Origin of the sequence: Vibrio sinaloensis (assembly GCF_000808535.1) — a bacterium.
In the GTDB taxonomy this organism is placed as follows: domain Bacteria; phylum Pseudomonadota; class Gammaproteobacteria; order Enterobacterales; family Vibrionaceae; genus Vibrio; species Vibrio sinaloensis_D.
In genome coordinates this window covers 1-26,469 of sequence record NZ_JWLV01000008.1, presented here as the reverse complement: position 1 = coordinate 26,469, position 26,469 = coordinate 1, and the positions used below count along the sequence as shown (strand labels likewise).

22 protein-coding genes are annotated in these 26,469 nt (G+C 46.2%); 9 read left to right on the top strand and 13 right to left on the bottom strand.

Annotated elements, in window-relative coordinates; all coding sequences use genetic code 11:
• Positions 1–47: 47 nt before the first annotated feature.
• Positions 48–1,010, bottom strand: coding sequence for a thioredoxin-disulfide reductase (gene trxB, locus RJ47_RS05685; RefSeq protein WP_005471996.1), 963 nt, complete (start codon positions 1,008–1,010; stop codon positions 48–50).
• Positions 1,011–1,401: 391 nt separating this feature from the next.
• Between trxB and RJ47_RS05680 the strand changes: the two genes are divergently transcribed.
• Together RJ47_RS05680 and RJ47_RS05675 are read left to right on the top strand one after the other, a co-directional pair.
• On the top strand, positions 1,402–2,061 hold the full coding sequence (locus RJ47_RS05680) for a 2OG-Fe dioxygenase family protein (protein WP_038213843.1): 660 nt from the start codon (positions 1,402–1,404) through the stop codon (positions 2,059–2,061).
• Positions 2,045–3,280, top strand: coding sequence for a cysteine desulfurase-like protein (locus tag RJ47_RS05675; RefSeq protein WP_039482325.1), 1,236 nt, complete (start codon positions 2,045–2,047; stop codon positions 3,278–3,280). The genes RJ47_RS05680 and RJ47_RS05675 overlap by 17 nt, the downstream gene beginning before the upstream one ends.
• A 59-nt stretch (positions 3,281–3,339) precedes the next feature.
• On the opposite strand, the gene RJ47_RS05670 is transcribed toward RJ47_RS05675, so the two are convergent.
• Positions 3,340–4,164 (bottom strand): DUF2797 domain-containing protein, encoded by an 825-nt coding sequence (locus tag RJ47_RS05670; RefSeq protein WP_005472129.1) that lies wholly within the window; start codon positions 4,162–4,164, stop codon positions 3,340–3,342.
• 257 nt (positions 4,165–4,421) lie between these two features.
• On the opposite strand from RJ47_RS05670, the gene RJ47_RS05665 reads away from it, so the two are divergent.
• Positions 4,422–5,723, top strand: coding sequence for a GGDEF domain-containing protein (locus RJ47_RS05665; RefSeq protein ID WP_231565936.1), 1,302 nt, complete (start codon positions 4,422–4,424; stop codon positions 5,721–5,723).
• Here the strand turns inward: RJ47_RS05665 and RJ47_RS05660 are convergent.
• The 3 genes from RJ47_RS05660 to RJ47_RS05650 all read right to left on the bottom strand — a co-directional run bounded on the left by RJ47_RS05660 (position 5,713) and on the right by RJ47_RS05650 (position 8,515).
• Positions 5,713–6,387 carry a SanA/YdcF family protein gene (locus tag RJ47_RS05660; RefSeq protein WP_419831524.1) on the bottom strand — a complete coding sequence of 225 codons (675 nt, stop codon included), beginning with the start codon at positions 6,385–6,387 and terminating at the stop codon, positions 5,713–5,715. The genes RJ47_RS05665 and RJ47_RS05660 overlap by 11 nt on opposite strands.
• Positions 6,388–6,458: 71 nt before the next feature.
• A complete protein-coding gene (locus tag RJ47_RS05655) occupies positions 6,459–6,788 on the bottom strand; it encodes a DUF3392 domain-containing protein (RefSeq protein WP_039482320.1) in 330 nt (109 codons plus the stop codon).
• 38 nt (positions 6,789–6,826) lie between these two features.
• On the bottom strand, positions 6,827–8,515 hold the full coding sequence (locus tag RJ47_RS05650) for an NAD-dependent malic enzyme (protein ID WP_005471895.1): 1,689 nt from the start codon (positions 8,513–8,515) through the stop codon (positions 6,827–6,829).
• Between the two features lie 155 nt (positions 8,516–8,670).
• Here RJ47_RS05650 and RJ47_RS05645 point away from each other — a divergent pair, with 155 nt between their 5' ends.
• The 3 genes from RJ47_RS05645 to RJ47_RS05635 all read left to right on the top strand — a co-directional run bounded on the left by RJ47_RS05645 (position 8,671) and on the right by RJ47_RS05635 (position 12,398).
• Positions 8,671–11,016, top strand: a complete 2,346-nt coding sequence (locus RJ47_RS05645; RefSeq protein WP_039482316.1) for a helicase-related protein — start codon at positions 8,671–8,673, stop codon at positions 11,014–11,016.
• A 203-nt stretch (positions 11,017–11,219) separates the two neighbouring features.
• Positions 11,220–11,597, top strand: coding sequence for a hypothetical protein (locus RJ47_RS05640; protein ID WP_038134322.1), 378 nt, complete (start codon positions 11,220–11,222; stop codon positions 11,595–11,597).
• A 165-nt stretch (positions 11,598–11,762) separates the two neighbouring features.
• Complete coding sequence (locus tag RJ47_RS05635; RefSeq protein ID WP_039482313.1) at positions 11,763–12,398, top strand: outer membrane beta-barrel protein; 636 nt, start codon at positions 11,763–11,765, stop codon at positions 12,396–12,398.
• Positions 12,399–12,457: 59 nt separating this feature from the next.
• Here RJ47_RS05635 and RJ47_RS05630 read toward each other — a convergent pair whose 3' ends face one another.
• The 3 genes from RJ47_RS05630 to RJ47_RS05620 all read right to left on the bottom strand — a co-directional run bounded on the left by RJ47_RS05630 (position 12,458) and on the right by RJ47_RS05620 (position 16,170).
• On the bottom strand, positions 12,458–13,648 hold the full coding sequence (locus RJ47_RS05630; RefSeq protein WP_039482309.1) for an amino acid aminotransferase: 1,191 nt from the start codon (positions 13,646–13,648) through the stop codon (positions 12,458–12,460).
• Between the two features lie 231 nt (positions 13,649–13,879).
• Positions 13,880–15,370 (bottom strand): HD-GYP domain-containing protein, encoded by a 1,491-nt coding sequence (locus RJ47_RS05625; protein ID WP_039482307.1) that lies wholly within the window; start codon positions 15,368–15,370, stop codon positions 13,880–13,882.
• Between the two features lie 500 nt (positions 15,371–15,870).
• A complete protein-coding gene (locus tag RJ47_RS05620; protein ID WP_039482304.1) occupies positions 15,871–16,170 on the bottom strand; it encodes a hypothetical protein in 300 nt (99 codons plus the stop codon).
• 187 nt (positions 16,171–16,357) lie between these two features.
• Between RJ47_RS05620 and RJ47_RS05615 the strand changes: the two genes are divergently transcribed.
• The gene (locus RJ47_RS05615; RefSeq protein WP_039482300.1) at positions 16,358–17,740 is read left to right on the top strand and encodes a PLP-dependent aminotransferase family protein; all 1,383 of its coding nucleotides are present in this window, start codon (positions 16,358–16,360) and stop codon (positions 17,738–17,740) included.
• Between the two features lie 98 nt (positions 17,741–17,838).
• The gene (locus RJ47_RS05610) at positions 17,839–18,048 is read left to right on the top strand and encodes a hypothetical protein (RefSeq protein WP_005471907.1); all 210 of its coding nucleotides are present in this window, start codon (positions 17,839–17,841) and stop codon (positions 18,046–18,048) included.
• 36 nt (positions 18,049–18,084) lie between these two features.
• On the opposite strand, the gene RJ47_RS05605 is transcribed toward RJ47_RS05610, so the two are convergent.
• From RJ47_RS05605 to RJ47_RS05595, 3 genes are all read right to left on the bottom strand, one after another.
• Positions 18,085–18,324 (bottom strand): hypothetical protein, encoded by a 240-nt coding sequence (locus RJ47_RS05605; RefSeq protein WP_038213863.1) that lies wholly within the window; start codon positions 18,322–18,324, stop codon positions 18,085–18,087.
• A 177-nt stretch (positions 18,325–18,501) separates the two neighbouring features.
• Entirely contained in the window at positions 18,502–19,902 is a 1,401-nt protein-coding gene (gene asnS, locus RJ47_RS05600) for an asparagine--tRNA ligase (protein WP_005472038.1), read from the bottom strand.
• Positions 19,903–20,082: 180 nt separating this feature from the next.
• Positions 20,083–21,696 (bottom strand): methyl-accepting chemotaxis protein, encoded by a 1,614-nt coding sequence (locus RJ47_RS05595; protein ID WP_038134721.1) that lies wholly within the window; start codon positions 21,694–21,696, stop codon positions 20,083–20,085.
• Between the two features lie 591 nt (positions 21,697–22,287).
• Between RJ47_RS05595 and RJ47_RS05590 the strand changes: the two genes are divergently transcribed.
• Positions 22,288–23,442, top strand: coding sequence for an amino acid permease (locus RJ47_RS05590; protein ID WP_039482296.1), 1,155 nt, complete (start codon positions 22,288–22,290; stop codon positions 23,440–23,442).
• A gap of 70 nt (positions 23,443–23,512) precedes the next feature.
• On the opposite strand, the gene RJ47_RS05585 is transcribed toward RJ47_RS05590, so the two are convergent.
• Complete coding sequence (locus tag RJ47_RS05585) at positions 23,513–24,505, bottom strand: 2-hydroxyacid dehydrogenase (protein ID WP_039482293.1); 993 nt, start codon at positions 24,503–24,505, stop codon at positions 23,513–23,515.
• Positions 24,506–24,649: 144 nt separating this feature from the next.
• The gene (locus RJ47_RS05580; protein WP_039482290.1) at positions 24,650–26,257 is read right to left on the bottom strand and encodes an endonuclease; all 1,608 of its coding nucleotides are present in this window, start codon (positions 26,255–26,257) and stop codon (positions 24,650–24,652) included.
• Positions 26,258–26,469 lie beyond the last annotated feature (212 nt).

The following is a 26,469-nucleotide window of genomic DNA, read 5'->3' as shown; positions in this document are numbered from 1 at the left end:
TTAAGGATTTGAGCTAAAAATGAAAAATATCTTTTAGCGACGGCTGATTATTGACTGTCTGCAAGACCGTCTAAGTAACGCTCTGCATCAAGGGCTGCCATACACCCTGTTCCCGCCGATGTAATCGCTTGACGGTAGTTGTGATCCATCACGTCACCCGCGGCGAAAATGCCAGGGATGCTCGTTTGGGTTGCGTTGCCTTCTAGGCCCGACTGAACAATGATGTAGCCATCTTTCATCTCTAGTTGGCCTTCGAAAATCGCAGTGTTCGGCTGGTGACCAATTGCGATAAACGCACCCATGACATCAATCTGTTCAACCGCGTCTGAGCGAGTATCTTTAATGCGAACGCCAGTTACACCCATATCATCACCAACTACTTCTTCCAGTGTGCGATCGGTGTGCAAGATGATGTTGCCGTTTTCAACTTTATCCATCAGACGTTTAACGAGAATTTTCTCTGCTCGGAAACTATCACGACGGTGAATCAGGTGAACTTCTGACGCGATATTCGATAGGTAGAGCGCTTCTTCAACGGCTGTGTTACCGCCACCTACAACTGCCACTTTTTGGTTGCGGTAGAAGAATCCATCACACGTTGCACATGCTGAAACACCACGTCCTTTAAACGCTTCCTCAGACTCAAGACCTAGGTATTTCGCCGAAGCGCCAGTCGAGATAATAAGTGCGTCACAGGTGTATTCACCGCTGTCCCCTTTCAGGCGGAAAGGGCGCTGGCTGAAATCGACTTGATTAATGTGGTCAAACAAAATTTCGGTTTCGAAGCGCTCCGCGTGCTCTTTCATTCGATCCATCAGACCTGGACCGGTTAGTCCTTCTGGATCGCCTGGCCAGTTTTCAACTTCAGTGGTGGTCGTCAATTGGCCGCCTTGCTGCATGCCTGTGACAAGCACCGGATTTAAATTTGCGCGAGCGGCATAAACCGCGGCTGTGTACCCAGCAGGACCCGAACCAAGAATTAGTAATTTACTGTGTTTTACGTCGCTCATTTGTGCTCCATAGCGGTGACGCTTATTAATTTTTAACGCTTTCGATTATATGGGGGTAAACCGCCAGTTCACAAGAGATAGAACTGTAATAAATGGTTATAGATTAGAACGCAAACGTTGCCGTTCTTGCGTTTGGGATAGGCGGTAAACCATTGAAATTATTTCGAAATGAATCCTTGTTAGTGAAGTCTTCTAGTTTTTTAGTTATGAATTGTTCAATATTGGTCTCTATCACTAATAAATAATGACTTTGTGGTTGTTTGTGTTTAATTTGTAAAAATGCTGGATATAAAAACTAAAAATTCTTGATTTGACGGAATAACTACGCAAATAATGGTTGTGAACAAGATGTTAAGAATAAATTACTTTATGTACACTCATTAAGGAGATGATGATGTTACATACTCGCGAAACAACCCTACAACTCACCAAACTCAGCGACAATGCCATTTCTCAACTTGCCCCATCATTTACTAAGTTACCAAACACGGAGCATGCAGATGGTCAGTATCGATTACGTCGTTACTCCGTCGTTGAATTTCGAGATGGCAAAGTGATCGATCTAAATAAAAACGAGTTTATGCAAACTGATGAAATCAATCGCTTTCAAGGTAACGTTGTTCGCCAATTCGAACCTGTAGAACAAACCACATTAGCAAGCGAAGGAATGCGCGAAATCTGCGAAGTGTTTGTTCAGGCAAATGGCCTTGCCAATGGGCAGGAGATCGAAATTCACCAAATTCGTATCTCAGCGGTATACGATGAAACACAAGTTGCGCCAGAGGGTGTTCATCAGGATGGGTTTGATCACATCGCTTTGATCGGTATGGGGCGTCACAATATTGAAGGTGGCGATATCATGCTTTACAACAGTTTTAATGAAGCGCCATTTTTCCGTAAAACGCTACAAAGTGGAGAAGTTGCCATGTTGGCTGACAACAAGCTTTGGCACAACGCGACACCAATCCGCTCGGTTATTGAAGGCGAAGCGGGCCACATGGATGTATTTGTATTAACAGCGAAGGAAGCGGTGAATGAACTTCACTCCTAATTTAGTTAGGGCGCAGTTTAGCGCCCTACAGCAGACTCACGATGATCTTCCAGTCATCTTTTTGGATGGGCCGGGTGGCTCTCAAGTTCCTCAGTCAGTTTTAGAGGCAATGAACGCCTACCTGGGTTTTTATAATTCCAACCTTGGTGGTCATTACTTTTCGAGCAAACGTACCACTGAGCTGATGAAAGATGCCCGTGAACACGCCGCTGCACTCGTGAACGCAGAATCGGCTGACAACATCGTCTTTGGCGCCAACATGACATCACTGACTTTCCAACTTAGTCGCTCTATTAGTCGAGGTTGGCAGTTAGGTGATGAAGTTATCGTAACGGCGCTCGACCACTATTCGAATGTGTCGAGTTGGCAACAAGCGGCAGAAGACAAAGGCGCTATTGTTCATCAAGCAAGAGTTGTAGAAGATGACTGTACTCTAGATATCGAGCATCTGCTTTCATTAATCAATCAAAACACCAAGTTAGTTGCGCTGACGTATGCGTCTAATACCACGGGATCCATTGTCGATGTGAAGCGAGTGGTTGATGCCGCTCATCAAGTCGGAGCAATGGTTTATGTCGATGCGGTTCACTACGCGCCACATCATCTTGTGGATGTACAAAAGCTAGGATGCGATTTTCTCGCCTGCTCAGCCTACAAGTTTTTCGGACCGCATGTCGGCATTGCCTACGTTGCCCCGAAATGGCTTCAGACCTTGCAGCCGTATAAAGTTGAACCGGCAACGGATATTGGCCCAGGAAGATTCGAAACTGGGACACAGAGCTTTGAAGGGCTTGCAGGTGTGATTGCGGCGGTCAAATACTTGGCTCAATGGGGCTATGATGGTGACCCGCTACGAACACGTTTGGTGGATTCGTTTCAGCAGTTCAACCAACACGAATGTGCTCTGAGTGAGCGATTCTTGAAACGTTTGGATGAGCTTGAAGGCGTCACATTGTGGGGAAGAAAAGAAGCGGACAGTGCACTTCGCACGCCGACCTTTGCACTGACCTTTGATGGTATTTCTCCCGAGGAAGTTGCACGCAAACTCGGTGAACGCAATGTGTGTGTTTGGAATGGACACTTCTATGCATTGGGCTTGGTGAGGCAACTAGACTTGGAAAAATCGGGCGGTGTCGTTCGTATTGGCTTCATGCACTACAATACGCTCCAAGAAGTCGATTTCTTGTTTGATGAGCTCAAAGCGATCCTCAACCCGTAACGATGAAAAGACCTCCCAGTTGGAGGTCTTTTGTATGTCACTAAAAGCTAGCAGAAATCCTAGCTACTGACTTCTACTTCGTAAGAGGTGAATTTGCGAATGTTGATCACGCCAGTATCAAAGATCATGTACTGGCCTTTAATTCCTTGAAGTACGCCTGTCACTTCTGGGTTCTTATCGAAATTGTGAGAAGTGATTTTGGTTGGATGCTGCGTTACCGGATATTGGATAGATGTGGTCTCTGCATTGAGCACTTCAATTGCGTCATCACCAAATTGAGCACGAATTTGTGCGATTTTGTCTTCCACAAGCGGCAGCAGCTGGGCGAACTTTTCTTCCAGCGCCATTGGTTCACCATCGCCCTTGAGCAGCGTGCGCCAATTGGTTTTGTCTGCAATATGCTTGGCAAGCTCTACTTCGATCAACCCTGAGATATGACGAGTTTTGACTTTAAAGATCGGCAAGCCTTGTGTGGCGCCTTGGTCAATCCAACGGGTAGGGATTTGAGTGTGGCGTGTAATACCGACTTTCAGGCTCGACGTGTTCGAAAGGTAGACGAAATGGTCCACCATGCAGTTTTCTTCCCCCCACTGCGGTTCGCGACACGTACCTTGATCGTAGTGACACGTCTCAGGCTTCATGATGCACATGTCGCAGCTAGCGAGCTTTTTCATGCAAACAAAGCAGTGCCCTTGAGAGTAACTTTTTTTGGTTTTCTTGCCGCAAGAGCAGCAGTAAATACTACCGGTATGCGTCAGAGTCAGGGTTTGACCGATGAATGGTGCTAGGTCGATTTCTTCATCTCCGACCGGAAGGCGATAGTGAACCTCGCCTTCGAGAGAAGCACGCATTTTATTTAGCGTACCTTTTGCTATTAAAGACATGACATTGCTCTTTTGTTTTGTGTTTTTAGCGGCGAATTATAGCAAAGCTGCGTTCAAAACGGTTTATCAACACCAAAAATAACACGGGTGCTAAATTTCTTTTGTTTAAATAGCGGGCAGACATGCGGGTTGTTTTAGGACTGACCTCAAGTTTTTATTGCATATGCATCAGTAAAAAAGAGATAAAATGGAACTAAAGTTGTAGTATTGCCAAAACGGCATTTTGTATCTTTAGTTGTAACTGCTAGGAATCCTCATTGAAGATCGTTCATAAAATCATTTTTTCTTTGGTGGTCGTTACGATACTCATCATGCAACTGTATTGGATGTATGGCAGTAGTCGTGTTTACACAATTTCCCCGGATGCTTATCAATTTCTCGCGACCAATGACCAAGTTGCAGGTGGACAGAGTCGTTCATCTATCCGAGTTGAGGACGGAAAAGCGATTCTCAGCTGCGAGTTGATCAAGTCAGCGAACTACGCTTGGCCTTATTGTGGCGTGTCTATTGGCCTCACCGACAAAATCTTTGAGGGTATGGACCTGACTCATTTTCATACGGTGAAAATGAACATTGACTTTGAGCAGATTGATCGCCCTGAAAGTCCAAGAATGCGTTTCTATCTACGCAATTTTAACTCTGCCTATTCTCAACCTGACAACGAGTACACACAAAAGTACAACGGCCTTGAATATACGCCGGGCTCGGGTGGGGGCTCAATCGACATTCCGATTAAAAACCTACAGGTGATGACATGGTGGTTGGTCGACAATAAAGTGCCAATTCAGCACTCTGCTCCTGAATTTAGCAATGTCACTAAAGTCGAGCTCGCGACGGGGTCGGGGCACAGTGAAGGTAAGTACCAAATGACAATACACAGTATTGAATTTATTGGGTACTACGTGTCTGCCGAAGGGCTGATGTTCGGTTTGTTGCTGTTTTGGATTTCTCTTGCGTTGCTTTACAGCGTGATCGAGATTCGCCGCAGTCATAAACTGATTTTGCATGCGCACTTTCGTCAAGACCACTTACGCAAACTCAACAAAGAGTTGAAAGAGCAAAACATACACTTCGCTGAACTGGCGAATCGTGATGCGCTGACGGGCGCGATGAACCGCCACTCGATTCGTGATTGGTTAGATATCCATTACCCGGCGACAGGGCACGCTGGTAAGCGATTGTCGGTTCTCTATCTTGATATCGACCATTTCAAGTCAGTTAATGATTTGTACGGACATGCGATGGGCGACGATGTGTTAAGAGAATTCACCATGGTTGCTTTAAGTGCGCTCAGTGCCAGTGACCGTTTGGTTCGCTGGGGCGGGGAAGAGTTTGTGGTGTTTTGCCCCGGAAGAGACAACCAAGACGCCGCTGAACTTGCCGAACGCATCCGTCATAAAGTGGAGTCACACATTTGGATTCATGGCGACCCACTGACGACCAGTATTGGTGTAGCTTCTTTAGGTGACGAGCGAGTTAACGAAATGCTCACCCGCGCAGATGAAGCGCTCTATGTGGCTAAGCAACAAGGGCGCAATCGAGTTGAGGTCAGTGAGTAGGCAACGCTACTGAGGTTGGTAGTGGCGAGAGTTCAACCTGAGGGTTTTCAGCCTGATGGATGGGCTCTTTAGGGCCGAGAAACTTGGGCTGAGTATTGGTGACGTAAACATCAAGAAAGGCTTTCGCGCGCGCAAAGACTTCACGAATTCGTACCTTTAACCCCGAATGACGAGACGGCCCCGGTACCGCAAAACAATGAGCGTTGATGTTGTGCGAGTTGGCAATGAACAACGCACGTTCACAGTGAAACTTTTGCGAGATGATAAGAAAATCGTCGGTTTCAAAAATCTCTTTCGCGCGGACAACCGAATCTAGCGTGCGAAATCCAGCATAATCAAGGAAGATTTTCTCCTCTGGAACCTCAGCTTTAAGCAGATCGCGTTTCATTGTCCAGGGCTCATTGTACGAGCGATGGGCGTTATCCCCACTGAGCAGAAAATAGTCGACTTTCTCTTGTTGAAACAGCGTTATCGCCGCATCAATTCGATGGCTGTAGTACTCATTCAATACTTTGCCCAAGTATTTACTGGTGCCCAGAACAACCGCAACGTCAAAATGTGGCAACGTTTGGTAATCAGTAAACAGCTGATCTTTGGCTTGATGAGTGATCCAACGGTCAGCCGCCAATAAGATTGCCGCCGATAAAACGCTGAGTATCAACAGATACTTAGTTGCCTTTAGCCCAAGTGCTAAATAAGAGCGAGTATTCTGATGGCGATGAAAAAGTCGTCTCACTATATCTGTTTGTTCCGCTGTGCCCATGTCCCGATAATAATAAAACTGACGACCACTGTGCTAAACATGATGCCAGCATCAAGATTGGCGAGTGTCCGAGACAGGTAAGGTGTTGCTTTAACGATGATTAAGCCGTAACCAAAGGTGTTAATCAAGATGAAAACAACCGTTCTGAGGACAAAGTTATAGTTTCGTAATGCGCGCCTAACCACTCTGTTTATTTCACCGCCAGCCATCACCAACAAACAAGCGATCAATGCGGTTGAGATCTCATTGAGGTAAGGGGTTAGATACGCGCCAGCAGGAGCAAGAAAATTGAATACATTCATAATGTAAACAGCCCCTGTTTAGGGGCTGTATCATAGCGTTAGAATGCCGTGCGCTTATAGCGGCGGTAAACAGGTTGCCAGAAGCTGCTGTCGATTGACTCTTCAAGAGCTTCATCCGTAATTTCAAGCGCAACGCCTTGCTCAATGGCTTTTTTGGCAACGGCGAATGCGATTTTCTTCGACACGGAATGGATCGCTTCAAGCGGTGGCAGCAATGCGCCTTGACCATTGATGGCCAGTGGTGAGCAAGTTGCCAGTGCGCGGCTTGATTCCATCAGCATTTCGTCAGTCACGCGTTTTGCTTGAACGGCAAGAACGCCAAGGCCGATCCCTGGGAAAATGTAGCTGTTGTTACACTGAGCAATTGGGTAAGTCTTGCCGTCAAGAACAACAGGATCAAATGGGCTGCCCGTTGCCACTAATGCTTCACCGTTGGTCCAGCGGATGATGTCATTTGGTGTTGCTTCAACACGGCTTGTTGGGTTTGACAATGGGAAGACGATCGGGCGAGCACAATGCTTGTGCATCTCTTTGATAACTTCTTCACTAAACAAGCCAGGAGCACCAGATACGCCAATCAATACGGTTGGCTTAGCATTGCGCATGACGTCAAGCAGTGAGTATCCGTTGCTCTCTGATTCCCAATCTGCGGTGTTGCTGTGTTTTTGCACCAGTCGCTGTTGGAAATCGAGTAGATTAGGCATGCCTTCCTGCAATAAGCCCCAACGATCAACCATAAATACTTGAGAGCGAGCTTGTGCGTCAGAAATGCCTTCCGATACCATTTGCGCGATAATGGCTTCCGCGATACCACAACCTGCTGAACCTGCACCCAAGAAGGTGACACGTTGCTCTGAAAGTTTGCTGCCTGCAGCTTGGCATGCTGCGAGTAGCGAACCAACGGTTACCGCAGCGGTACCTTGAATATCATCATTGAAGCAGCAGACGCGATCTTTGTAGCGCTCAAGAAGAGGCATCGCATTTTTTTGTGCAAAATCTTCAAACTGGATTAATGCATCTGGCCAGCGGCGTTGAACTGCTTGCATAAACTCTTCGACAAAAGCGTCGTATTCTGCGCCCGTAATACGCGGATGACGCCAGCCCATGTACATAGGGTCAGCAAGGCGTTGCGGGTTGTTTGTACCTACATCGAGTACGATAGGGAGTGTGTAAGCTGGGCTGATACCACCACATGCGGTGTAGAGCGCTAGCTTACCGATTGGAATACCCATACCACCGATACCTTGGTCACCAAGGCCGAGAATACGCTCGCCGTCAGTCACCACGATCACTTTCACGTTGTGGTTGGATGCGTTGTTCAAGATGTCATCAATACGGTCTCGGTTTGCGTAGGAAACAAAAAGACCACGACCGCGACGGTAAATGTTAGAAAAGTTTTCACATGCCGCCCCAACGGTTGGGGTGTAGATGATTGGCATCATCTCAGAGATGTGGTTTTGAACTAATCGGTAAAATAGCGTTTCGTTGGTGTCTTGGATATTGCGCAGGTAGATGTGCTTATCCATATCATTTTCGAAGTTGCAGTACTGTTGATATGCGCGTTCAACTTGCTCTTGAATCGTTTCCGTATTTTCAGGCAACAGTCCTTCAAGATTAAAATATTTTCTCTCCTGTGCGGTAAATGCACTGCCTTTGTTGAGCAACGGAGTACTTAACAGTGCTGGACCAGCATAAGGAATGTATAAAGGGCGTTTATCGTTATTCATCACTTGCCTTAAGTAGGGTGTAGGGCCAATAGACCAATGGAAACAGGAACCCGAAAATGATAGGGATTCAAACCAGTGTTGTAAACTGATATTCCTGCAAACAAGGGTGGTTTCAAGATATACTTCACGGCCCTGCGGCTAACTTTAGACAAACAATGAACGACCTACCAATTAACGCCATAAAAACCACGTTTTTAGACCAGATTCAGTCACATGATTTGATCGTTGAAGCCGAGACCGGATCGGGAAAATCGACCTGTTTACCGCTTTGGGCTGCGCAAACTGGTCGGGTGTTGGTTGTCGAACCGAGGCGCATTGCGTGTACGTCACTTGCCCAATTTTTGGCTGAGCAAAAAAGTGAGCCTGTCGGTGAGTCCATCGGTTACGCAATCAAGCTTGAGAATCGATTCAGTGAGGCGAGTGAGGTTGTCTTTGTCACTCCTGGGGTTGCGCTTCGCTGGTACGCAGAAAACCAATTGGCTGAATTTTCGACGATCATTGTTGATGAGTTTCATGGACGACGTTGGGATACCGACTTGCTGGTGGCTTTGCTCAAAAAGAGGTCAACACATCGGCTAGTGGTTACCTCTGCGACGATCGAAGGCAACAAACTCGCCAAATATGTTGGTGCCGAGCGTTTGTTCGCAGAAGGGCGAAATTTCGATGTCGCGATAGGGCATCGCGCGACCGATTCACGACAGCTTCCTGATAGTCGACATCTAGAACAAAGAGTCAAAGCCGAAGTTGAAGCATTGCTTGATATGGAAGGGGATGTTTTGGTCTTTTTACCGGGACGAAAAGAAATCACTCAGTGCCAAGCGGCTTTAAAGACGATAGAAAATATAATTGTTGCACCGCTTCATGCTTCTGTGACTGATGAGCAGCGCCAAGTCGCTCTGACGGTTCAAGCGACTAAAAAAGTGGTTTTAGCCACTAACGTTGCAGAAACTTCCCTGACTATCCCCAATATTGTTGCCGTGATTGATTCTGGGCTTGAACGACGGACAGAGCAACGCAACGGTCGCACAACCTTGAGCTTAAAACACATTTCCAAAGCCAGCGCCAAACAACGCGCAGGACGAGCAGGGCGAGTAATGGATGGCATTTGTATTCGTCTTTATGGAGAACATGCGGCGTTGTTGTCGGTGACTCCGCCCGAAATGCACAGGGAAACGCTTACTGAAGCGATGTTGTGTGCCGCCGACTGCGGCCATCCACTGACTGCGCTTGAGTTTCTCGAGCCGCTACCGGAAAAAGCACTCCACCAAGCGACCGGTGTGTTGACTTCGATGGGAGCAATCGATGAGCACGGTCTCGCGACGCCACATGGGCACAATATTTCTCCATTACCGATAGACGCTCTATACGCCGATCTTGTCACGCGTATGCCAAGCAAAGCGTTGAAAGAGGCGATGGTCGATCTCACGGCAGTGTTGGCAACGCCGGCAACTCTGTATCGAATGTCCTCAAATGAGGAATTGCTAGAAAAGCTCGATCAAGAGGAACCGGTCGGTTGTGACGGTGAACTGGCGATTCGTTTGGTGAGAGGCGAAACCCTAGCGGGAGTTACGGTTGAACCAGAGGTACTTAAAGAAGCTCAAGGCCTGGCAAAGCAGATGCGTGAAGCCTTTGAATTGCCGCAACTGTGCGTTGCTTCACGTTATGAACGCAATGCATTAGTGGAAGCGATTGTATCGCTGCATCCAGAGCTCTTGTTTGTGCGGCGAGAAAAACGCCAAGACGCGCTAGCAAACGGTGAGTTAGAAGTCTTGCTAGGACGACACTCTCGAATCAAATCACGTACCCAAGCAGCGATTGTATTAGATACTCACAGCCTACCTGGGCGTGGTGTGAAGCAGACGCTAAATTTAGCGACCTTTGTGATGCCTGCAGAGCTAACTTTGGTTGAAAAGCTAGGAATGGGCGCGTGGCAGCAAGGGGAGGTGAATTATGATAAAGGGAAAGCAATGCTGAACCTAGAGCTTCATTATGCGGGGCGCGTGGTCGCCCATAAATTGGAGCCCGCACAAGGAGAGTATGCAGTCAAACCGATCTTAGAGCAGGTCAAGCGTGGTGAATTACTGCCTGGTTTCGCCGAACAGCGGACTCGTCAAATTGAGCATTGGAAATTGTATGTCGAGTTAGGTTTGGCGGGTGAAGAGATAGACATTGTTCAGCTCAACTTTGACAGTTGGTTTACCCAGCAGCTTGATCTGCTAGAGCTCAGCGATGCCTCTGAGTTAGAAATTTTCGGTAGCGACGATTTTGTATTTGAGGGCGTTCCGTACTGGGAGTATGACGACTTCGCTCAAACTTACCCCTTTGAGTTGGCGTTGGGTGATTTGAATTTGACGGTCGAGTATCAGCCGAAAAAGAAACTGGTTTACGTGGTCTATAAAAATGGCTTGCGCAAAGGCGATCCCAAGCGTTGGGAGTTACCGAAATGGCAAGGATGGCGAGTTCAATACAAGAAAGCCAGTCGCATTGTTGATGTTCGCTAAGTGAAATTATTTACAGGGTAAAATATTAAGCAACTGGATTCTTATATATTCAGGTTGTTCACATGTTGTTACAACGTTGGTTTTTATATAGCTTTTTCAAACGCAAAAGGGGTATAAAAGATGATTGTTTTATATCCTATTGCTATATCAAAGACCTTGATAGATATTAAGAACACTGTGTTGCCGTTATTACGGGGGATGATATGGAGCATCAAGGCAAGACAAGTGTTGTGTTTGACTATACATCTTTTCTCGGAGCCTCATGCAGCAAGAGATGGACTTTCTTGGAAGCAATGAGCACGTTCGCACCAATTTTTAGCTTGGCGTGGAAAGATACGATTAAAGAAACGGTATCAGTAGAAGACCGCTTGTGGGAGCAAGCATTAAAGTCACTTTCAACCAGTCGAAGCGATGAAGTAAACATCGTGACTTTAGTTCAGCTTGCGAAGAGTGAAGGCATAAAAGAAATAAAACTCGTGATGCCTTACGAACTAGACAACGAACAAATAGAGAGAATGAGTAGCCGCGCACACGCAAATATTCAAAGACTCCAACAAGATGAATTTATGATCACCTTTTAAGGCCTCAATCGAGGCCTTTCTCTTTTCTCGGGTGTTTGTTTTCTGTATTGCAACACCCAATTTATTGCCTTCAGTCTCCATAAGTACCTAAATTAACGCTATATTGTATTTATAAACAGAGCACTTTTTTCTCTAAATTTGGTCAATTAAATCGCAGAGGTCGACATGGATGTGACATCAATATGGCGAGTTTTCCCCTTCGTTTTTGCCTTTTCAACGGCAACTTTCGCCCAACAAACAGAACCTACTTCACCTATTGATTACGATTACGTCTACGCCGAGGTCAGTGCGGGTTCGCTCAATGAGTATATCGGTGTCAATAGTGATGTCTCGTCCTTCGCCATTGGCGGTTATTACTCACTCGATCAATCTTGGTTGTTAGCACTGGACTATGAAGCGCGGTTTATTCACCCTGAAACGACAACCACAGAGATATATACTCTTCTTCCGGGTGTCGTTTACCGATACACCATGTTCGATTCTTTTGATTTGCTGGCAGGCGTTAAAATGGGGCTGCTGTGGGCGAATCAGACCAACAACGAGACGGACAAGTATATTTCCAAAGATCATCGGTTTATGTTGGGCGGCAATCTGACTGCGCGATATCAGTTCAGTCCAAGCTGGAGCGCAGAAGGGAGCATGGAAGTGCGGCGCAGTGATACGTTAGATGAAGAAGTTTACGTTTTGAGAGCCGATTATGACCTGACGCAAAGAATTTCTCTTGGTGGGTTTTACAAACATCGCCATAAAAGTAACGCGACAACTAATGAGGGTGGCTTGTCGATGCGATTTTATTACTGATCTTTGACCCACAAACAAAAAAGAGCCAGCAATTGCTGGCTCTTTTGCGTCATTTGCTGTTAAAGAACAGCCGCAATACCTTTACACAGTGGCAGCATGTTTGACTTGGTCATACCTGCAACGCTGATGCGGCCAGAGCCAACAATGTAAATACCAAATTCTTCTTTTAGGCGAGTGACTTGCTCTTTGCTTAGGCCTGAGAAAGAGAACATGCCGTTTTGACGCTCGATAAAGCTAAAATCAGCGTCGACGCCTTGCTCTTTCAGTGTTGCAACGAAAAGTTCGCGCATCTCTTGGATACGGTCACGCATTTCTGCAACTTCTGCTTCCCACTCTGCGCGTAGTTCAGCGTTATTCAGAATGTGAGTAACGACAGCACTACCGTGAGCTGGTGGGTTAGAGTAAATAGAACGGATGATGGCTTTAACTTGAGAAAACGCAGTCGTCGCAACTTCTTCTGATTCTGCTACCAGTGTGAATGCACCAACACGTTCGTTGTACAAACCGAAGTTTTTCGAGAACGAGCTCGCAACCAAGATCTCTTTATTGTGCTGTGCAAAAATACGTAGGCCTTGAGCATCTTCTTCAACGCCTTTAGCAAAGCCTTGGTAAGCAAAGTCAAACAGCGGTAGAAGCTTCTTATTTGCGACCAGTTTAGCCAGTACTTCCCATTCTTCAGCTGTTGGATCAATACCTGTTGGGTTGTGGCAGCAGCCGTGTAAAAGAACGATATCACCGGCTGATGCCTTTTCTAGGTCAGCAACCATAGCGGCGAAATCTTTATCTTTTGTCTCTGCGTTGTAGTAGCTGTATTGAGCCGTCTCGATGCCAGCAGCGGTAAACACACCGTTGTGGTTAGCCCAAGTTGGATTACTGATCCAAATCTTAGCGTCACCCAGTTGGCGTTTAATAAACTCACCAGCAACACGCAGCGCGCCTGTGCCACCTGGAGCTTGTGCTGTTTTTGCAAGTTTGTGGGTAACGATGTCTGAATCCGCACCAAATAGAAGTTTTTGAACCGCTAGGCCGTACTCTGCCGTACCTTCAATGGTTAAATAAGACTTGGTTTTTTCTGTCTCGATCAAAGCCGCTTCTGCTTTCTTAACGGTCGCAAGAACGGGAGTCTCACCTTGCTCGTTTTTGTAAATACCAACGCCAAGGTTGATTTTCTCTGCACGAGCGTCTTTTTTAAACTCTTCAGTAAGGCCAAGAATAGGGTCTGCCGGAGCAGCAACTACTTTTTCAAACATATTGATCATCCGTGTTAGTCGAAGTGGGTATACCGCTATTTATACCTTTCTCCCTACTTGGGTACAACCGTTAATCAGAACAAAAGTAAACAAAATTTATATTTGAGGAGAAAGTTTAGTGAACAGAGTGTTTTCGCTACTTTCTGGCCAGAAGTAATGCGTTACTTTCATCAGTTGAATGGAAGTTTTGATACGTTGCACGCCAGCATGATACTGGCGCGTGAGTGATCGCTAAGACGCATGATTAAGCTCCAATTCGTTTTCTTTTCGTTCCATCTCTCGGTACTTGTCTGCGATGGCGACAAATTCATTTTCGATGGCTAGGAAAGCGTCAACCAGCTCTGGGTCAAAATGGCGACCTTTGCCTTCTAGGATGATCGATTTTGCTTTGTCGTGGCTAAAGGCTTTTTTATAAACGCGCTCAGAGATCAACGCATCGTAAACATCAGCCAGCGCCATTAAACGGCCAGAGAGTGGGATATCTTGACCTACTAATTGATTGGGATAACCAGACCCATCCCACTTTTCATGGTGAGTGAGCGATATCTCTTTTGCTAATTGAAGGAAACTATTGCTCCCTAGCTGCTTCTCCGCCATCGACAGGGCTTTGGCCCCAATTTCAGGGTGGTCCTTCATGATTTCAAACTCTTCATCCGTCAACTTACCGGGCTTGAGCAAAATACTGTCTGGAATGCCGACTTTACCAACATCGTGAAGAGGGGCGGATTTATACAGCAGTTCGATGTAGCTAGGCGTCAAAAGCGCTTTATGATGTTCAAATTGGCTTAGGTAGTTAGCCAGAGCGCGAATGTATTCTTGGGTGCGTAGAATATGCGCGCCCGTTTCGTTATCGCGGGATTCTGCAAGTGCCGATAAGCTCACAATGGCCACATCTCGCGTGGTTTTCACCTCTTCCTGACTTGATTCTAAGCTATCCAGCATTTCATTGGTGAGTGACGCCATTGAGCCGAGCTCATTGTGCTCGAAGATTGGCAAGCGAGTACCAATATTGCCTTTGGCGACATCAATAAGAGAGCACTCCTGCGCAAGCAGGATTTTTTTCATTACTCTCGACCACAACACCATTATGGTGATCGCGTACCCACCTAGTACCAATGAAATAAAGATAAACTCTTTAATCACGCTGATCTTACCCGTTCCATCGAGCACTCGTTCAGGGTTGTGCTCTAGCCAAAAAATGTCTTTAACGGCGATCATGGTGAGCATGGTAGTTAAGGTGATGAGTAGCAGGCTCACCATCATAATCATCTGCTTGACTAACGATTGGCGTTCGCCGGTCAATTCGAACGCGTAAGCCTGTTGTCCTTTAAGTTGTTCTAGTTGAGTGAGTTTGGCGATTAGTTCCAAGATAAGTCCAGTAAAAAAACCGAACAGCGTCATGCCAAACAGCACCTTAAGATTGCTATCTAGGGTGAAGTCATACTGCAGGTTGTAGAAGATAGCTAAAGGAATGCTGGCAAAAAAGAATAGGGTAGCATCAAGTCGAGCAAAGCGGTTTTCTTTAACCAGTGAGTGGTCCTTGAGCAAAAAGTGTCTGACCAAGTACACACCAGTGAAAGTGACGCAAATATGAAACAGTATCTTGCTAGCGGTAAGCGACTCTAACATAGGGCACACTCTGCCCCCGTACGTGCCAAAAACCAGTGCCGCGAGCAAATACAGCTTTAGTGTGAGGGATGCGTTGTAATTCGAGTCGACCATTATCTCGCCCTTGCGTTATCACGACTTCCTTTGTGGGGACTTTAGACTTCCATTGCCTTAATTAATAAAAAGACCGGGAATCATAACTTCAAATTTCGTAAATGAACACTCATTTACAACATTAGTACTAGGGGCTGTTGATCTTTCGCGGTTAAATTTTGTTCGGATGGGGACGCCTAGTCAAAATCGTTTTAGGCGCGGCGAGGGGTGTGTAGCCTAGTCATTCTAAGTAAATACCCCTAAACAAAGCATAAAACGATTTTAACCGAACCCTTCGGGCAGCGTTTGTGGTTCACTTCTACTGCGTTATCGGCTTTTCATGTAGGCTAGCTACACTTCAAAGCCTCTGCCTTGTATAAATTTCCCACAAACTGCTGCAAAAATCAGCTCGAAAGATCAACAGACCCTAATACCAAAGGACTGGTTGAGGATTTGCTAGGGCTGAAACAAAAAAGTTGCGTGTTTGATGCACGCAACTTTTGAGGTCGTTTAAGGCTGGGTTATTTCTTCAAGTTGATTTCTGATTCTCGAGCCTGTGTTTCGATATCAGGGTTAGCGTTTAGTTTGCTTTTTGCCCATTCATTAAGATGAGAAAGGATCGCTTTCACAGCGTGCTTTTCTGTAGGTCGTTCGCCCTGAGGTAGGTCAAGCTCAGTTTTTGGGTGAGAGCCGGTCGCGTCTTCTGCGATATGTAGCCAATCTGGGTGCCAGTAATACGGCTGACCAGAAGGCGATGTCCAGCTGTGAACGCCGTTGCTTTCGCCTTTGTATTCGATGTCGGTCTCGTTATATTTTGTCATTGTATTCATCCAATCAATAAGGTTATTTAGTTCACTAATACGCAGTAAATGTAACAAAGTCGTAAATAATTAATGTGATAAACCTCTATAAATTAAGCGTACTAAGGAGAATCGATAATCGTTTCGTGGTCTAGCGCTGACTTTGTGACACGTTGTGATATGTTTGCCTGATTGATGAGAGGGAAGTATGAATCGCTATCAAGAGCTGGCTAACGAGATTAAGCAGCAGATCCTAACTAATACTTGGCGTGCAGGGGAAAAAATCCCGTCAGTACGTAAAACCAGTCAAAACTACTCACTCAGTGCATCAACGGTATTGCAAGCCTATCAATTGCTAGAATCTGAGGGGTGGTTATTGGCAAAGCCTCAGTCGGGCTATTTTGTGACTGCACAAATGGAACGACAAGCGTACGAAGCTCTTCCTAGTATTCGACCCGCTTATAATGATGAGTTGTACGACTTTTTGCAGACCAACGTTCAAGCGGCGGTGTCGTTTGGTTCTGCACTTCCAGACCCAAACTTATACCCTTTTGATAGCCTGACTCGGCATTTGGCGAGCGCAGGGCGTAAAGTGTCGGCTCGTGCGATCATTGAAGATATGCCTCCAGGTAATGAAGACTTGCGCCGTTTAATTGCCCAGCGCTACTTGAATCAAGGTGTGAATGTTTCTCCAGACGACATCATCATCACATCAGGGGCAATGGAAGCACTTAATCTCAGCTTACAGGTCTCTACTCAGCCTCAAGATACGGTCGCGATTGAGGCTCCAGCATTTTATGGAGCGCTTCAGACGGCGAAGCGGCATCATCTTTCTGTTGCGACGATACCGATTGATGGCGAAAAAGGGCTCGACCTACAAAAGCTCGAAGCAGCATTTAGGCAAGGTGTGAAAGCGTGTTGGTTGATGCCCAATTTTCACAACCCAACGGGAGTGACGCTCAGTGATGAAATGAAGCGAACCATTGTCCAACTCGCTGACCAGTACAGGGTGACCCTGATAGAAGATGACGTTTACTCTGAACTCTATTTTGGCGGCATAAAGCCAAAGCCGCTCAAGTATTGGGATACCCAAGATCGTGTGATGACCTGTGGCTCATTTTCTAAATCGCTTTGCCCTGGTTACCGAATCGGTTGGGTCGTCACTCGTCAATTTAGCGAGAGAATTCAAAAGCAGCAGCTCATATCAACGCTCTCCGGAAGTTCGCCCATACAACAAGGCATCGCGCATTACCTTCAGTTTGAGAGTTATGACAATCATTTGCGCAAGCTTCGCAAACAGCTGCAAGAGAGGCAGCGGGTTTACTTGGACTATATCCACGCTCACTTTCCAGAAAACTACCAAGTTTTTCAGCCAGCTGGCGGTTATTTTCTTTGGCTACAATTGGACAAATCGATTGACAGCTATGAGCTATATAATGCGCTCAAGAGGGAAGGTGTATCGATCGGTTATGGGCGATTGTTCAGCTCTCAACAACAGTACCAAAACTGCATTAGGTTGAACGTTTCATTTACGTTTGATGGCGAGATAGAAGCGGCGCTCAAGCGGATTAGTGATTTGCTGCAAAAGTAACGGAACATACTGTTTGGCTGTTTTTCGTCACAACTGTGTTGCAGTGAATCGCTTGTTCCATGTTTCAATGACTTGGTATTTGAAAGCTGAGGTTAAACATGGAAAAGCAGAGTAGTAAACACGAGTTTCGGTTAATCGGTATCGCGATTGTCTGCGCGGGTTTGTTGGTGTTTGGGCACGTTATTCTAGCCAAATCTTTTGCAGGGTTCGCTTGGACTGAGTACACCGCAGCAGCGATACCTTTTGTGATGTTAGCATTATGCTGGCTAAGCATTCGTTATGCGGCGAATGCGGATACGAGCAGTTGATCTAATTCAGCCTCTTTGACCTAGAGGCTGAATGTTCTATTGACTGTCTTGGTCATTTAAGTGATTAATAATTGCCTGTTTTGCGTGCTCTTCGGTTGCTGTCTCACCTTGGGCAAGGTCCAGTGGTTTTTGGGCATGTAATCCAGTTATGTCTTCTGCAATATGTAACCAATCTGGGTGCCAGTAATAGGGTTGGTCACTGTTTGGGTGATCCCAACTGTGAACACCTTTTTCCACACCATTGTAGGAAAGATCTTCGATTTTAAAGAGTGCCATTGTTATCTCCTGCCAAATTTCGCTTTCCTAATTACCTTAGTGCTATCTCAGCAAAATTTCTAATCGTAAATCTGGTAAGTAAGAACTCATTTAAAACGCGTTTATTGCGGGAACTCTAGGCATAAAAAAACCTCCACGAATGTGGAGGTTTATCGATTCTATACGTTCTAATTTTGCTTAGAAGTTCGCAGAGCGAGGAGTACGTGGGAATGGGATAACGTCACGTACGTTGCCCATGCCAGTTACGTAAGAAACGAGGCGCTCAAAGCCTAGACCAAAGCCTGCGTGTGGCACTGTGCCGTATTTGCGTAGGTCACGATACCAGTTCATGTGCTCAGGATCGATGCCTACTTCGCGCATACGCTCATCTAGGATCTCCAAACGCTCTTCACGTTGAGAGCCGCCGATGATTTCACCGATGCCTGGTGCAAGTACGTCCATCGCTGCAACTGTTTTACCGTCATCGTTCGCACGCATGTAGAATGCTTTGATGTCTTTCGGGTAGTTCTTCACGATGACAGGCGCTTTGAAGTGTTCTTCCGCTAGGTAGCGCTCGTGCTCAGAAGACATGTCGATACCCCATTCAACTGGGAACTCGAATTCTTTACCTGAGTCTAGAAGGATTTGGATTGCGTCAGTGTAGTCCACTTGTGCGAAATCAGAAGAAACGAACTGTTCTAAACGCGTGATTGCTTGTTTGTCGATACGTTGAGCGAAGAACTCAAGGTCATCGCGGCACTCTTCAAGTACGGCTTTGAATACGAACTTCAACATATCTTCAGACAGTTTTGCGATGTCGTTTAGATCTGCAAACGCAACTTCAGGCTCAACCATCCAGAATTCAGCTAGGTGGCGGCTAGTGTTTGAGTTTTCTGCACGGAAAGTAGGGCCAAACGTGTATACCTTGCTTAGTGCACAAGCGTAAGCTTCAGCGTTTAGCTGACCAGAAACCGTTAGGAACGTCTCTTTGCCGAAGAAGTCTTCGTTGTAATCCACATCGCCTTTATCAGTGCGAGGTAGGTTTTCCATGTCTAACGTAGAAACGCGGAACATTTCACCCGCACCTTCTGCATCAGAAGCTGTGATCAGCGGAGCAGATACCCAGAAGAAACCTTGCTCGTGGTAGAAGCGGTGGATCGCTTGAGATAGGCAGTTACGAACGCGAGCAACTGCACCGATAACGTTAGTACGTGGACGCAGGTGCGCCACTTCACGTAAGTACTCGATTGAGTGACGAGTTTTTGCCATTGGGTAAGTGTCAGCATCTTCAACCCAGCCTACAACTTTAACGTCAGTTGCTGCTAGCTCGAAGTCTTGACCTTTCGCAGGAGATTCAACAATCTTACCGGTTACTTCAACAGAACAGCCAGTCGTTAGCTTAAGAACTTCGTCGTCGTAATTATTAAGATTATTAGGGACCACGGCCTGAATCGGGTCGAAACAAGAGCCGTCGTAAATGGCAAGGAAAGAGATTCCAGCTTTGGAATCACGACGTGAACGGATCCAGCCACGAACAGTTACTTCACTGTCTACTGCTAGCTGACCTTTCAAAACGTCTGATACAGGCGCGTAAGTCATGTTTTAAATATTCTCCATTGAGGTAAAAATTCAACCCAATGTTAGGTGGTGTTCACTGCATGTGATAACCAAACATTGGGTTGATTAGAATTTTACAGATTCAATGGAACATATTACCTTTCAATTTGTTCGCATCAACCTTTATTCGCTTGAATAGAAGGAAAAGTTGCTTAAAAACCGCTATTTTCTCTGCGAAAGGGCAAACTGATTGATAAGTGATTCCAAATGCTCCGAAAGTTGCTCAAGATTCATACTAATATCACGAGTCTTAGCCGCTGAGTGAGACGTTTCATCCGCATGTTGGGTGATCACTTCTACCTTGCCTTGAATTTGTGTGTTGATCTCAGTAGTGCTGCTGGTTTGATCTTGGATGCTACGCGCATGGGCTAAGGCTTGTTGCATCTCAGAAACCACTTCGTTCATCGCAAGAGAGAGCGATTCCACTTGATTTGAACGCGTATGAGCTGTTTCACAGACTGCATCAACCGACGTTAATGATGTTTTGCTGTCTTTTTGGAACTGAGCAATGATGTTTTCGATACTGCCTGTTGCCTCTGCAGTTCGACTGGCTAACTGGCGAACTTCGTCTGCAACCACGGCGAAACCTCGTCCTTGCTCTCCTGCTCGTGCCGCTTCTATCGCTGCATTTAATGCCAGCAAATTGGTTTGTTCCGCAATGCCTTTGATGACCTCTAGAATGGTGGAAACTTCGGCGGTTTGGTCGTTCAGTTCCACGATGTTGGTTTTGACTTGCTCAATATCGCTGACAAGATTTTTGATTTCTGCACTGGCCGTGTGCGCTTGGCTCGCACTTTGTTCAGCGATTGAGGTGGTGTGCTTGATCAGTTTTGACGCGTCGTTCGTGGCTTGGTCTACTTGAAGCTGTTGCGACTGCATTTGCTCAATATTGGCTTGGACGTCTGCAGTCTCTTGTTGCTGATTGCTAGCCGCCGAGTCAGTGACTTGGGCGACTTGAGTTAACTCTGCTGCGCTGCTCGCGACTTTGTGCGAAGTAGTTTGAACCTTGGTCAAGCTGCGATTTACCGTGTCCATGAAAGAGTTGATCGCGCCAGAGAGCTGACCAATTTCGTCTTTTTGCTCACTGGTTAGGCGCAAAGAGAGATCTTTCGTTTCACTGACGCTTTGCATAAACCCAGAGGTTTGTTGAATGGGTCGAACGATGATTTTGCGAATTAACGTTAGCGTAATCAAAAAGCCAACCAGGCCAAAAGCGGACATTATTGCAAGTGCAATCAACGTACGCTGGCTTATCATTGAATTGACATGAGACAGATTATATTCCAATCGGATTGCACCTAGCACCTCACCTTCGGGCGTGATATGGCAGCTAACACAATTGGTTCCACGATAGTCTTCGCTGGATTTCATTGGTAGGGCGACGACGATACCTTGACCCCAATCGGCGCTGTAGGGCTCGATGACGAGTTCACCCGCCAATGCGCGGCGGTCAATGTCATCTTGTGGTGATTGATTAGGTTGCCCGGGGCCGTAAAATTTACTCACCGTGTCGGCACGTAACACCCGCACTTGTTCAATCCCGTCTTGAGCGAGGGCTTTCTGGCGCAGTGTCTCTTTCTGAGACATGGTCCCCGTCAGCATCATCATATTTAAGCTGTCGAAGTAATTGCTTGCTTTATCATGAAGTTGCTCACTAAGAACAGAGTTCAACAGCTCACGTTGCTGCAAGTATTGGTAAGTCGTTGAGGCGGCAAGAACTAACCCAAACACACTGACTAATGTAATTAATAATTTTGTTGTTATAGATAGGCGCATTGCTGAGTAAACATCACTTTGATAACAATAGACTTTCATATGTTCGTCTACTCAATTCCGGAATGAAAGTATGGGAATAGAGTATTGTGATTAAAATAGATATTGTTTGATGTAAATGTGATGTAAATATCGTGTAATCAAAAAAATGACATGCTGTCAAAAAGTCGACTGGCGAGACGAATCCCTTTCTGTCAGTGGATGGAAGCGATAAACAACTAAACTGATGCATTTGTGTTCAGTTGATAAAAACGCCATTGCAATCGATGGCTAGATGGCTAAGATGATTTGACCCACGTTGGGTACGCAGCATAGGATTTGCTGTTCTCGTATAATGGATTGTCTAGCTGTAACGGACATCTTAATGATATTCAAAATAACCACACCAATTATCGAACCGACCGAAGGGTCGCCCCACAAAAAGAAGGCACTTTCAGGTTCTATCTTTTCTTTTCGCTTTGTTCGCACATCTTCGCGTCTTTTCTTCTCTGCTTTCTTCTTTAAAGCTCGCTATTCGTATTGTTTTTGATTGTTAGCCATCGCGCTAGGCACGCGCACATCCATTAAAAACTAATCAAAACAGAATACGAAAATATGAATACTAAACTTTTAGGCAGTTCCCTAATTATCTCTGGCACCGCGTTGGGCGCCGGTATGCTTGCTATCCCTATGGTTCTCGCTCAATTCGGGCTTTGGTGGGGAACCTTACTGATGATTTTTATATGCTTTGGGACGACGTACGCTGCGTTGTTGCTCTTGGAAGCGACAATTAAGTCAGGCGGCGGCTTGGGGCTAAACTCGATTGCGAGAAAAACGCTAGGTAAGGCCGGTCAACTACTTACCAACGGTTTACTTTACGCATTGCTGATCTGTCTGCTGATGGCCTACATTCTGGGTGCCGCCGACCTTGTTGGACAATTGAGTGGCTCTATTGGGCTTGAATTCACTACGGCACAAAGTCAGATTGCCTTTACCTTGATTTCAGGGCTTGTGATCGCAGGCGGAACAGGTGCAATTGATAAACTCAATCGAGGATTGTTCTTTGTGATGATCGCTTGTTTAGCGCTCACATTGGTTTTCCTCTTGCCTGACTTTCGCCTTGATAACCTCGCTCGCGTGACGAACGACGATCATATCGAACTGATCAAAACGAGTGCGGTACTTTTCACCAGTTTTGGTTTTATGGTGGTGATTCCATCCTTGGTCTCATACAACCATGAAGCGTCCGATCGCGAACTGCGAAACATGGTGGTGATAGGTTCCTTGATTCCATTGATTTGCTACCTTTGTTGGCTTTTTGCGGTGGTCGGAAACTTGAATCCCGCTCAACTGGGCGAACTGAAAGGTGTGGGGGATTTGATTGCGGCATTCGAGCATCAATCAAGCTGGATTGGAACGCTGCTCTCTTTGTTCACTGGTTTAGCACTGCTGACGTCATTCTTTGGCGTTGCGATGTCTTTGTTCAACCAAAATAGAGATATGTTCAACCAAAACCGCGTTGTGACCTACGTGCTGACTTTTGTGTTGCCATTAATGGGATCGCTATTTGCCGCGGACAAGTTCTTAGCCGTGCTGGGTTATGCTGGCATTATTTTGGTCTTCTTGGCGGTCTTTGTCCCATTAGCTATGGTATACAAACTGCGTTTGGGGAATGTTGAGTCTGAGCGATACAGCGCGGAAGGCGGGCAGGGGATGTTGATTTTCTCGCTGGCGTTCGGTGGGTTCTTGCTGATTTCACAGGTTATCTAACCTTAGCAAGTTGACCGATCAAAGAGTCGCGAAACCTTGGTTCGCGACTCTTTTTGTTTTAAGGGGTGACTCAGATCAGCTCATTGCCTGATTTTTCATCGGCGAAAAACTTGTCGATACTATCGAGCGTTGTGGTGGCAATGTTGTGCAGTGCTTCGTTGGTCAAAAAGGCTTGATGACCTGTGAACAAGACGTTGTGACAGGCAGACAAGCGACGAAATACATCGTCGACAATGATGTCGTTCGATTTGTCTTGGAAGAACAGATCTTTTTCATTGTCATACACGTCTAATCCCAGTGAGCCAATTTTCCCTTTCTTTAGTGCCTCGATGGCAGCAACTGAGTCTAACAGCTTGCCGCGACTGGTATTGATGATCATTACGCCATCTTTCATTTTGTTGAACGCTTGCTCGTTGAGAAGATGTTTGTTTTCTTCGGTAAGAGGGCAGTGTAAGGAGATGATGTCAGACTGAGAGTATAACTCATCGAGTGAGCAGTACTGCGCCCCAAGCTCAAGAGCATTCGGGTTTTCGAAAGGGTCATAGCACAGGATATTCATGCCTAAGCCTTTGAAAATGCGCATCGCTGCCACACCAATTTTCCCTGAGCCAATCACGCCAATGGTTTTATCATGGAAATTGAACCCCACTAAGCCATCCAAGGAGAAGTTTGCATCTCGGGTACGCTGGTACGCTTTATGTAAACGGCGGTTAAGACACATCATCATACCGACCGTATGTTCTGCGACCGCTTCAGGAGAGTAAGCAGGGACGCGAACGACTTGCAAGCCAAGCTCTTGCGCTGCTTCAAGGTCGACTTTGTCAAATCCAGCGCAACGCATCGCAATCATTTTTACACCGATTGTCGCGAGCTTTTCGAGAACCGGACGAGATAAGTTATCGTTAACAAAGGCACACACTACGTCACAACCGGCGGCCATCTGGGCTGTTTTCTCATTGAGACGGAAGTCATGAAAGTGGAACTCGACGTCGGAGTGTCTTTTGGCTTGATTGAAAGATTTTTCGTCGTAGTTTTTGGTGCTGAAGAACGCAATATTAAGCATGAGAGCCTCACAAGATGATAACGAATATCGATATCTAAATGTGACACAGAACACACTAAATAAAAACGTCAAATAGCGTAGGGTTATATTTCAGTAAAGGTGAGTAAGGCGCACGGTTTGTGCGCCTATTTTGTTCTGTGGTAATTAATTACCCCAAATTTGCGTGACAAATTCAGGATGATCGATGAATGGGTTGCGATTGCCTTGGAAGTCAAACACGGCTTGATTGCGCTCGCGCTCTTTCAGCGATACAGGATCCTCTTTGTGCCAGCGTTTAAGCATCGTTAGCAGCCAAGGTTCGAATACGGTGGTATTGGTGCCATCAAGAACCGCATCTGAGTTGGCGCTGTTTTTCTCCCAGTTAGCAATCACGTTTTCATAACGGGTCGCCATGTAAAAGTAAGCTCGGGCCAAGTCACCTTTGAACTCGTCAACGGGCTCAAATACAGTGCCATTGTAACCTAGACTAGACGCCGCACTGCCCAGTTTAGAACCGTTGCTAGATACGTATGTGCTGGAGCCCACTTCACCGAAAGGCCAGCTGCTGCGTTTGGCATTGACGTAGCCATCGGTTGCAAACAGGTGGTGGCCATCAGAGTTCATTGGCTCTACTTTGCCGCCAAACCAGCTTTTCGGGAATGAGTGTTCACGGTTGTAGCAGTCGCCTTCTTTGCTGTATTGACCACATTGGTCAGTCACTTTGATAAAGCGAGTCGTGTCACTAGTTTCAGGTTTTTCTGAATAAACATCGAGAATCGAACCATCTTTGTCGTAGTAGTTATCAATGTCTGCGTCTTTCACTAGCGTCCAAATCGCACTGTAGCCTTGAGATTGGTGGTTGTTGATGATGTTGTATAGCGCAGTCTTCAACGCAAATCCCGTTTTTCCAGAGGCGTCTTGGTAGTAGCCATCGGTCACAGGCGGCGTTGTTTCACCAAGCGAAAAGGCGTGAGCCTCGTTGTAGGTAAATTCGCCGCCAGATGCCAAAGTTTGGTTATTAAACGTGAGTGCGTACGAGCCATTACCTGAGCCACAGCAGATACCATCACCGTAACTATCGTTAATGGTAAATTGGTAGTCGCCATCCGCTAAGCAAAGAGATTTGCTGTATGACGTTGAACTCTCATATCCAGATTCAGAAGCGGCAGTATTGCCACTGCTGTTTTTGATCTCCCAACTGGTTTCCGAACCATACTGATCGGTTGTGAGCGCGAGCTGAACGACGTTGTGCTCGCAACTTGGTGCTGGAGGCTCGCTACTCTGAGTGGGTTGAAAGTTATCTAAGTAAACCGCTTCTGAGCCGTCGAAGCCGGTGATGTCGTAAAAGCGAACGCCCACTTGAATCGTCTTAGTGCTGGTCGCGGTATAACTATGGGTTAACGCTTGCCATTGATTGGTCTTACTTGGATCTGAGTAGCCTTGATAGCCATCAACAAATAAGCGCGCTTTTACTTTGCCTTCGGTATGGAAAACCGAAACAGAGATAGGGTAGCTTTTTCCTTGTTCGACCGAGATGGTCTGCAGTAGGTCGGTGTTACTTTGGGTTGCGGTATTGACCGTAACCTTGGCAGACAAACCTCCTGTTTGGATTTGATCGTTGGCAGGCGCCAAACTTATCCCTGAATCAATGGTTGACCAGCTTTCTGGGGTGTTTCCGTTCCACTGCTCGAAGTCACCGTTTTGGATTTGGGCGGTAGCAATCGGAGAGCAAAGTACCGCGAGTAAGGTTAGGTTTATTGTTTTTGTTGTCATCGTTTTTCTCATTGGATTAATAAATCGATAACAAGATAGTGATTTGATTGGTGAATGAATTTGATAGAACTCTCAGTTAGCATGATCGCTACTGATAGTTTTCATAGATTTATGCTAAAGATCTCACAATCAACAAGCGTAAGAACCAACTAAAACGTCACCGCTAGAACAAAAAAAAAGGAGTGCAATGCACTAATGCCGATCAGTTAAAC

What these genes read in the sequence shown, in the direction of transcription:
- trxB (WP_005471996.1), bottom strand. Translation starts at nt 1,010, where the DNA reads ATGAGCGACGTAAAACACAGTAAATTACTAATTCTTGGTTCGGGTCCT.
- RJ47_RS05680 (WP_038213843.1), top strand. Translation starts at nt 1,402, where the DNA reads ATGATGTTACATACTCGCGAAACAACCCTACAACTCACCAAACTCAGC.
- RJ47_RS05675 (WP_039482325.1), top strand. Translation starts at nt 2,045, where the DNA reads ATGAACTTCACTCCTAATTTAGTTAGGGCGCAGTTTAGCGCCCTACAG.
- RJ47_RS05670 (WP_005472129.1), bottom strand. Translation starts at nt 4,164, where the DNA reads ATGTCTTTAATAGCAAAAGGTACGCTAAATAAAATGCGTGCTTCTCTC.
- RJ47_RS05655 (WP_039482320.1), bottom strand. Translation starts at nt 6,788, where the DNA reads ATGAATGTATTCAATTTTCTTGCTCCTGCTGGCGCGTATCTAACCCCT.
- RJ47_RS05650 (WP_005471895.1), bottom strand. Translation starts at nt 8,515, where the DNA reads ATGAATAACGATAAACGCCCTTTATACATTCCTTATGCTGGTCCAGCA.
- RJ47_RS05645 (WP_039482316.1), top strand. Translation starts at nt 8,671, where the DNA reads ATGAACGACCTACCAATTAACGCCATAAAAACCACGTTTTTAGACCAG.
- RJ47_RS05640 (WP_038134322.1), top strand. Translation starts at nt 11,220, where the DNA reads ATGGAGCATCAAGGCAAGACAAGTGTTGTGTTTGACTATACATCTTTT.
- RJ47_RS05635 (WP_039482313.1), top strand. Translation starts at nt 11,763, where the DNA reads ATGGATGTGACATCAATATGGCGAGTTTTCCCCTTCGTTTTTGCCTTT.
- RJ47_RS05630 (WP_039482309.1), bottom strand. Translation starts at nt 13,648, where the DNA reads ATGTTTGAAAAAGTAGTTGCTGCTCCGGCAGACCCTATTCTTGGCCTT.
- RJ47_RS05625 (WP_039482307.1), bottom strand. Translation starts at nt 15,370, where the DNA reads ATGGTCGACTCGAATTACAACGCATCCCTCACACTAAAGCTGTATTTG.
- RJ47_RS05620 (WP_039482304.1), bottom strand. Translation starts at nt 16,170, where the DNA reads ATGACAAAATATAACGAGACCGACATCGAATACAAAGGCGAAAGCAAC.
- RJ47_RS05615 (WP_039482300.1), top strand. Translation starts at nt 16,358, where the DNA reads ATGAATCGCTATCAAGAGCTGGCTAACGAGATTAAGCAGCAGATCCTA.
- RJ47_RS05610 (WP_005471907.1), top strand. Translation starts at nt 17,839, where the DNA reads ATGGAAAAGCAGAGTAGTAAACACGAGTTTCGGTTAATCGGTATCGCG.
- RJ47_RS05605 (WP_038213863.1), bottom strand. Translation starts at nt 18,324, where the DNA reads ATGGCACTCTTTAAAATCGAAGATCTTTCCTACAATGGTGTGGAAAAA.
- asnS (WP_005472038.1), bottom strand. Translation starts at nt 19,902, where the DNA reads ATGACTTACGCGCCTGTATCAGACGTTTTGAAAGGTCAGCTAGCAGTA.
- RJ47_RS05595 (WP_038134721.1), bottom strand. Translation starts at nt 21,696, where the DNA reads ATGCGCCTATCTATAACAACAAAATTATTAATTACATTAGTCAGTGTG.
- RJ47_RS05590 (WP_039482296.1), top strand. Translation starts at nt 22,288, where the DNA reads ATGAATACTAAACTTTTAGGCAGTTCCCTAATTATCTCTGGCACCGCG.
- RJ47_RS05585 (WP_039482293.1), bottom strand. Translation starts at nt 24,505, where the DNA reads ATGCTTAATATTGCGTTCTTCAGCACCAAAAACTACGACGAAAAATCT.
- RJ47_RS05580 (WP_039482290.1), bottom strand. Translation starts at nt 26,257, where the DNA reads ATGACAACAAAAACAATAAACCTAACCTTACTCGCGGTACTTTGCTCT.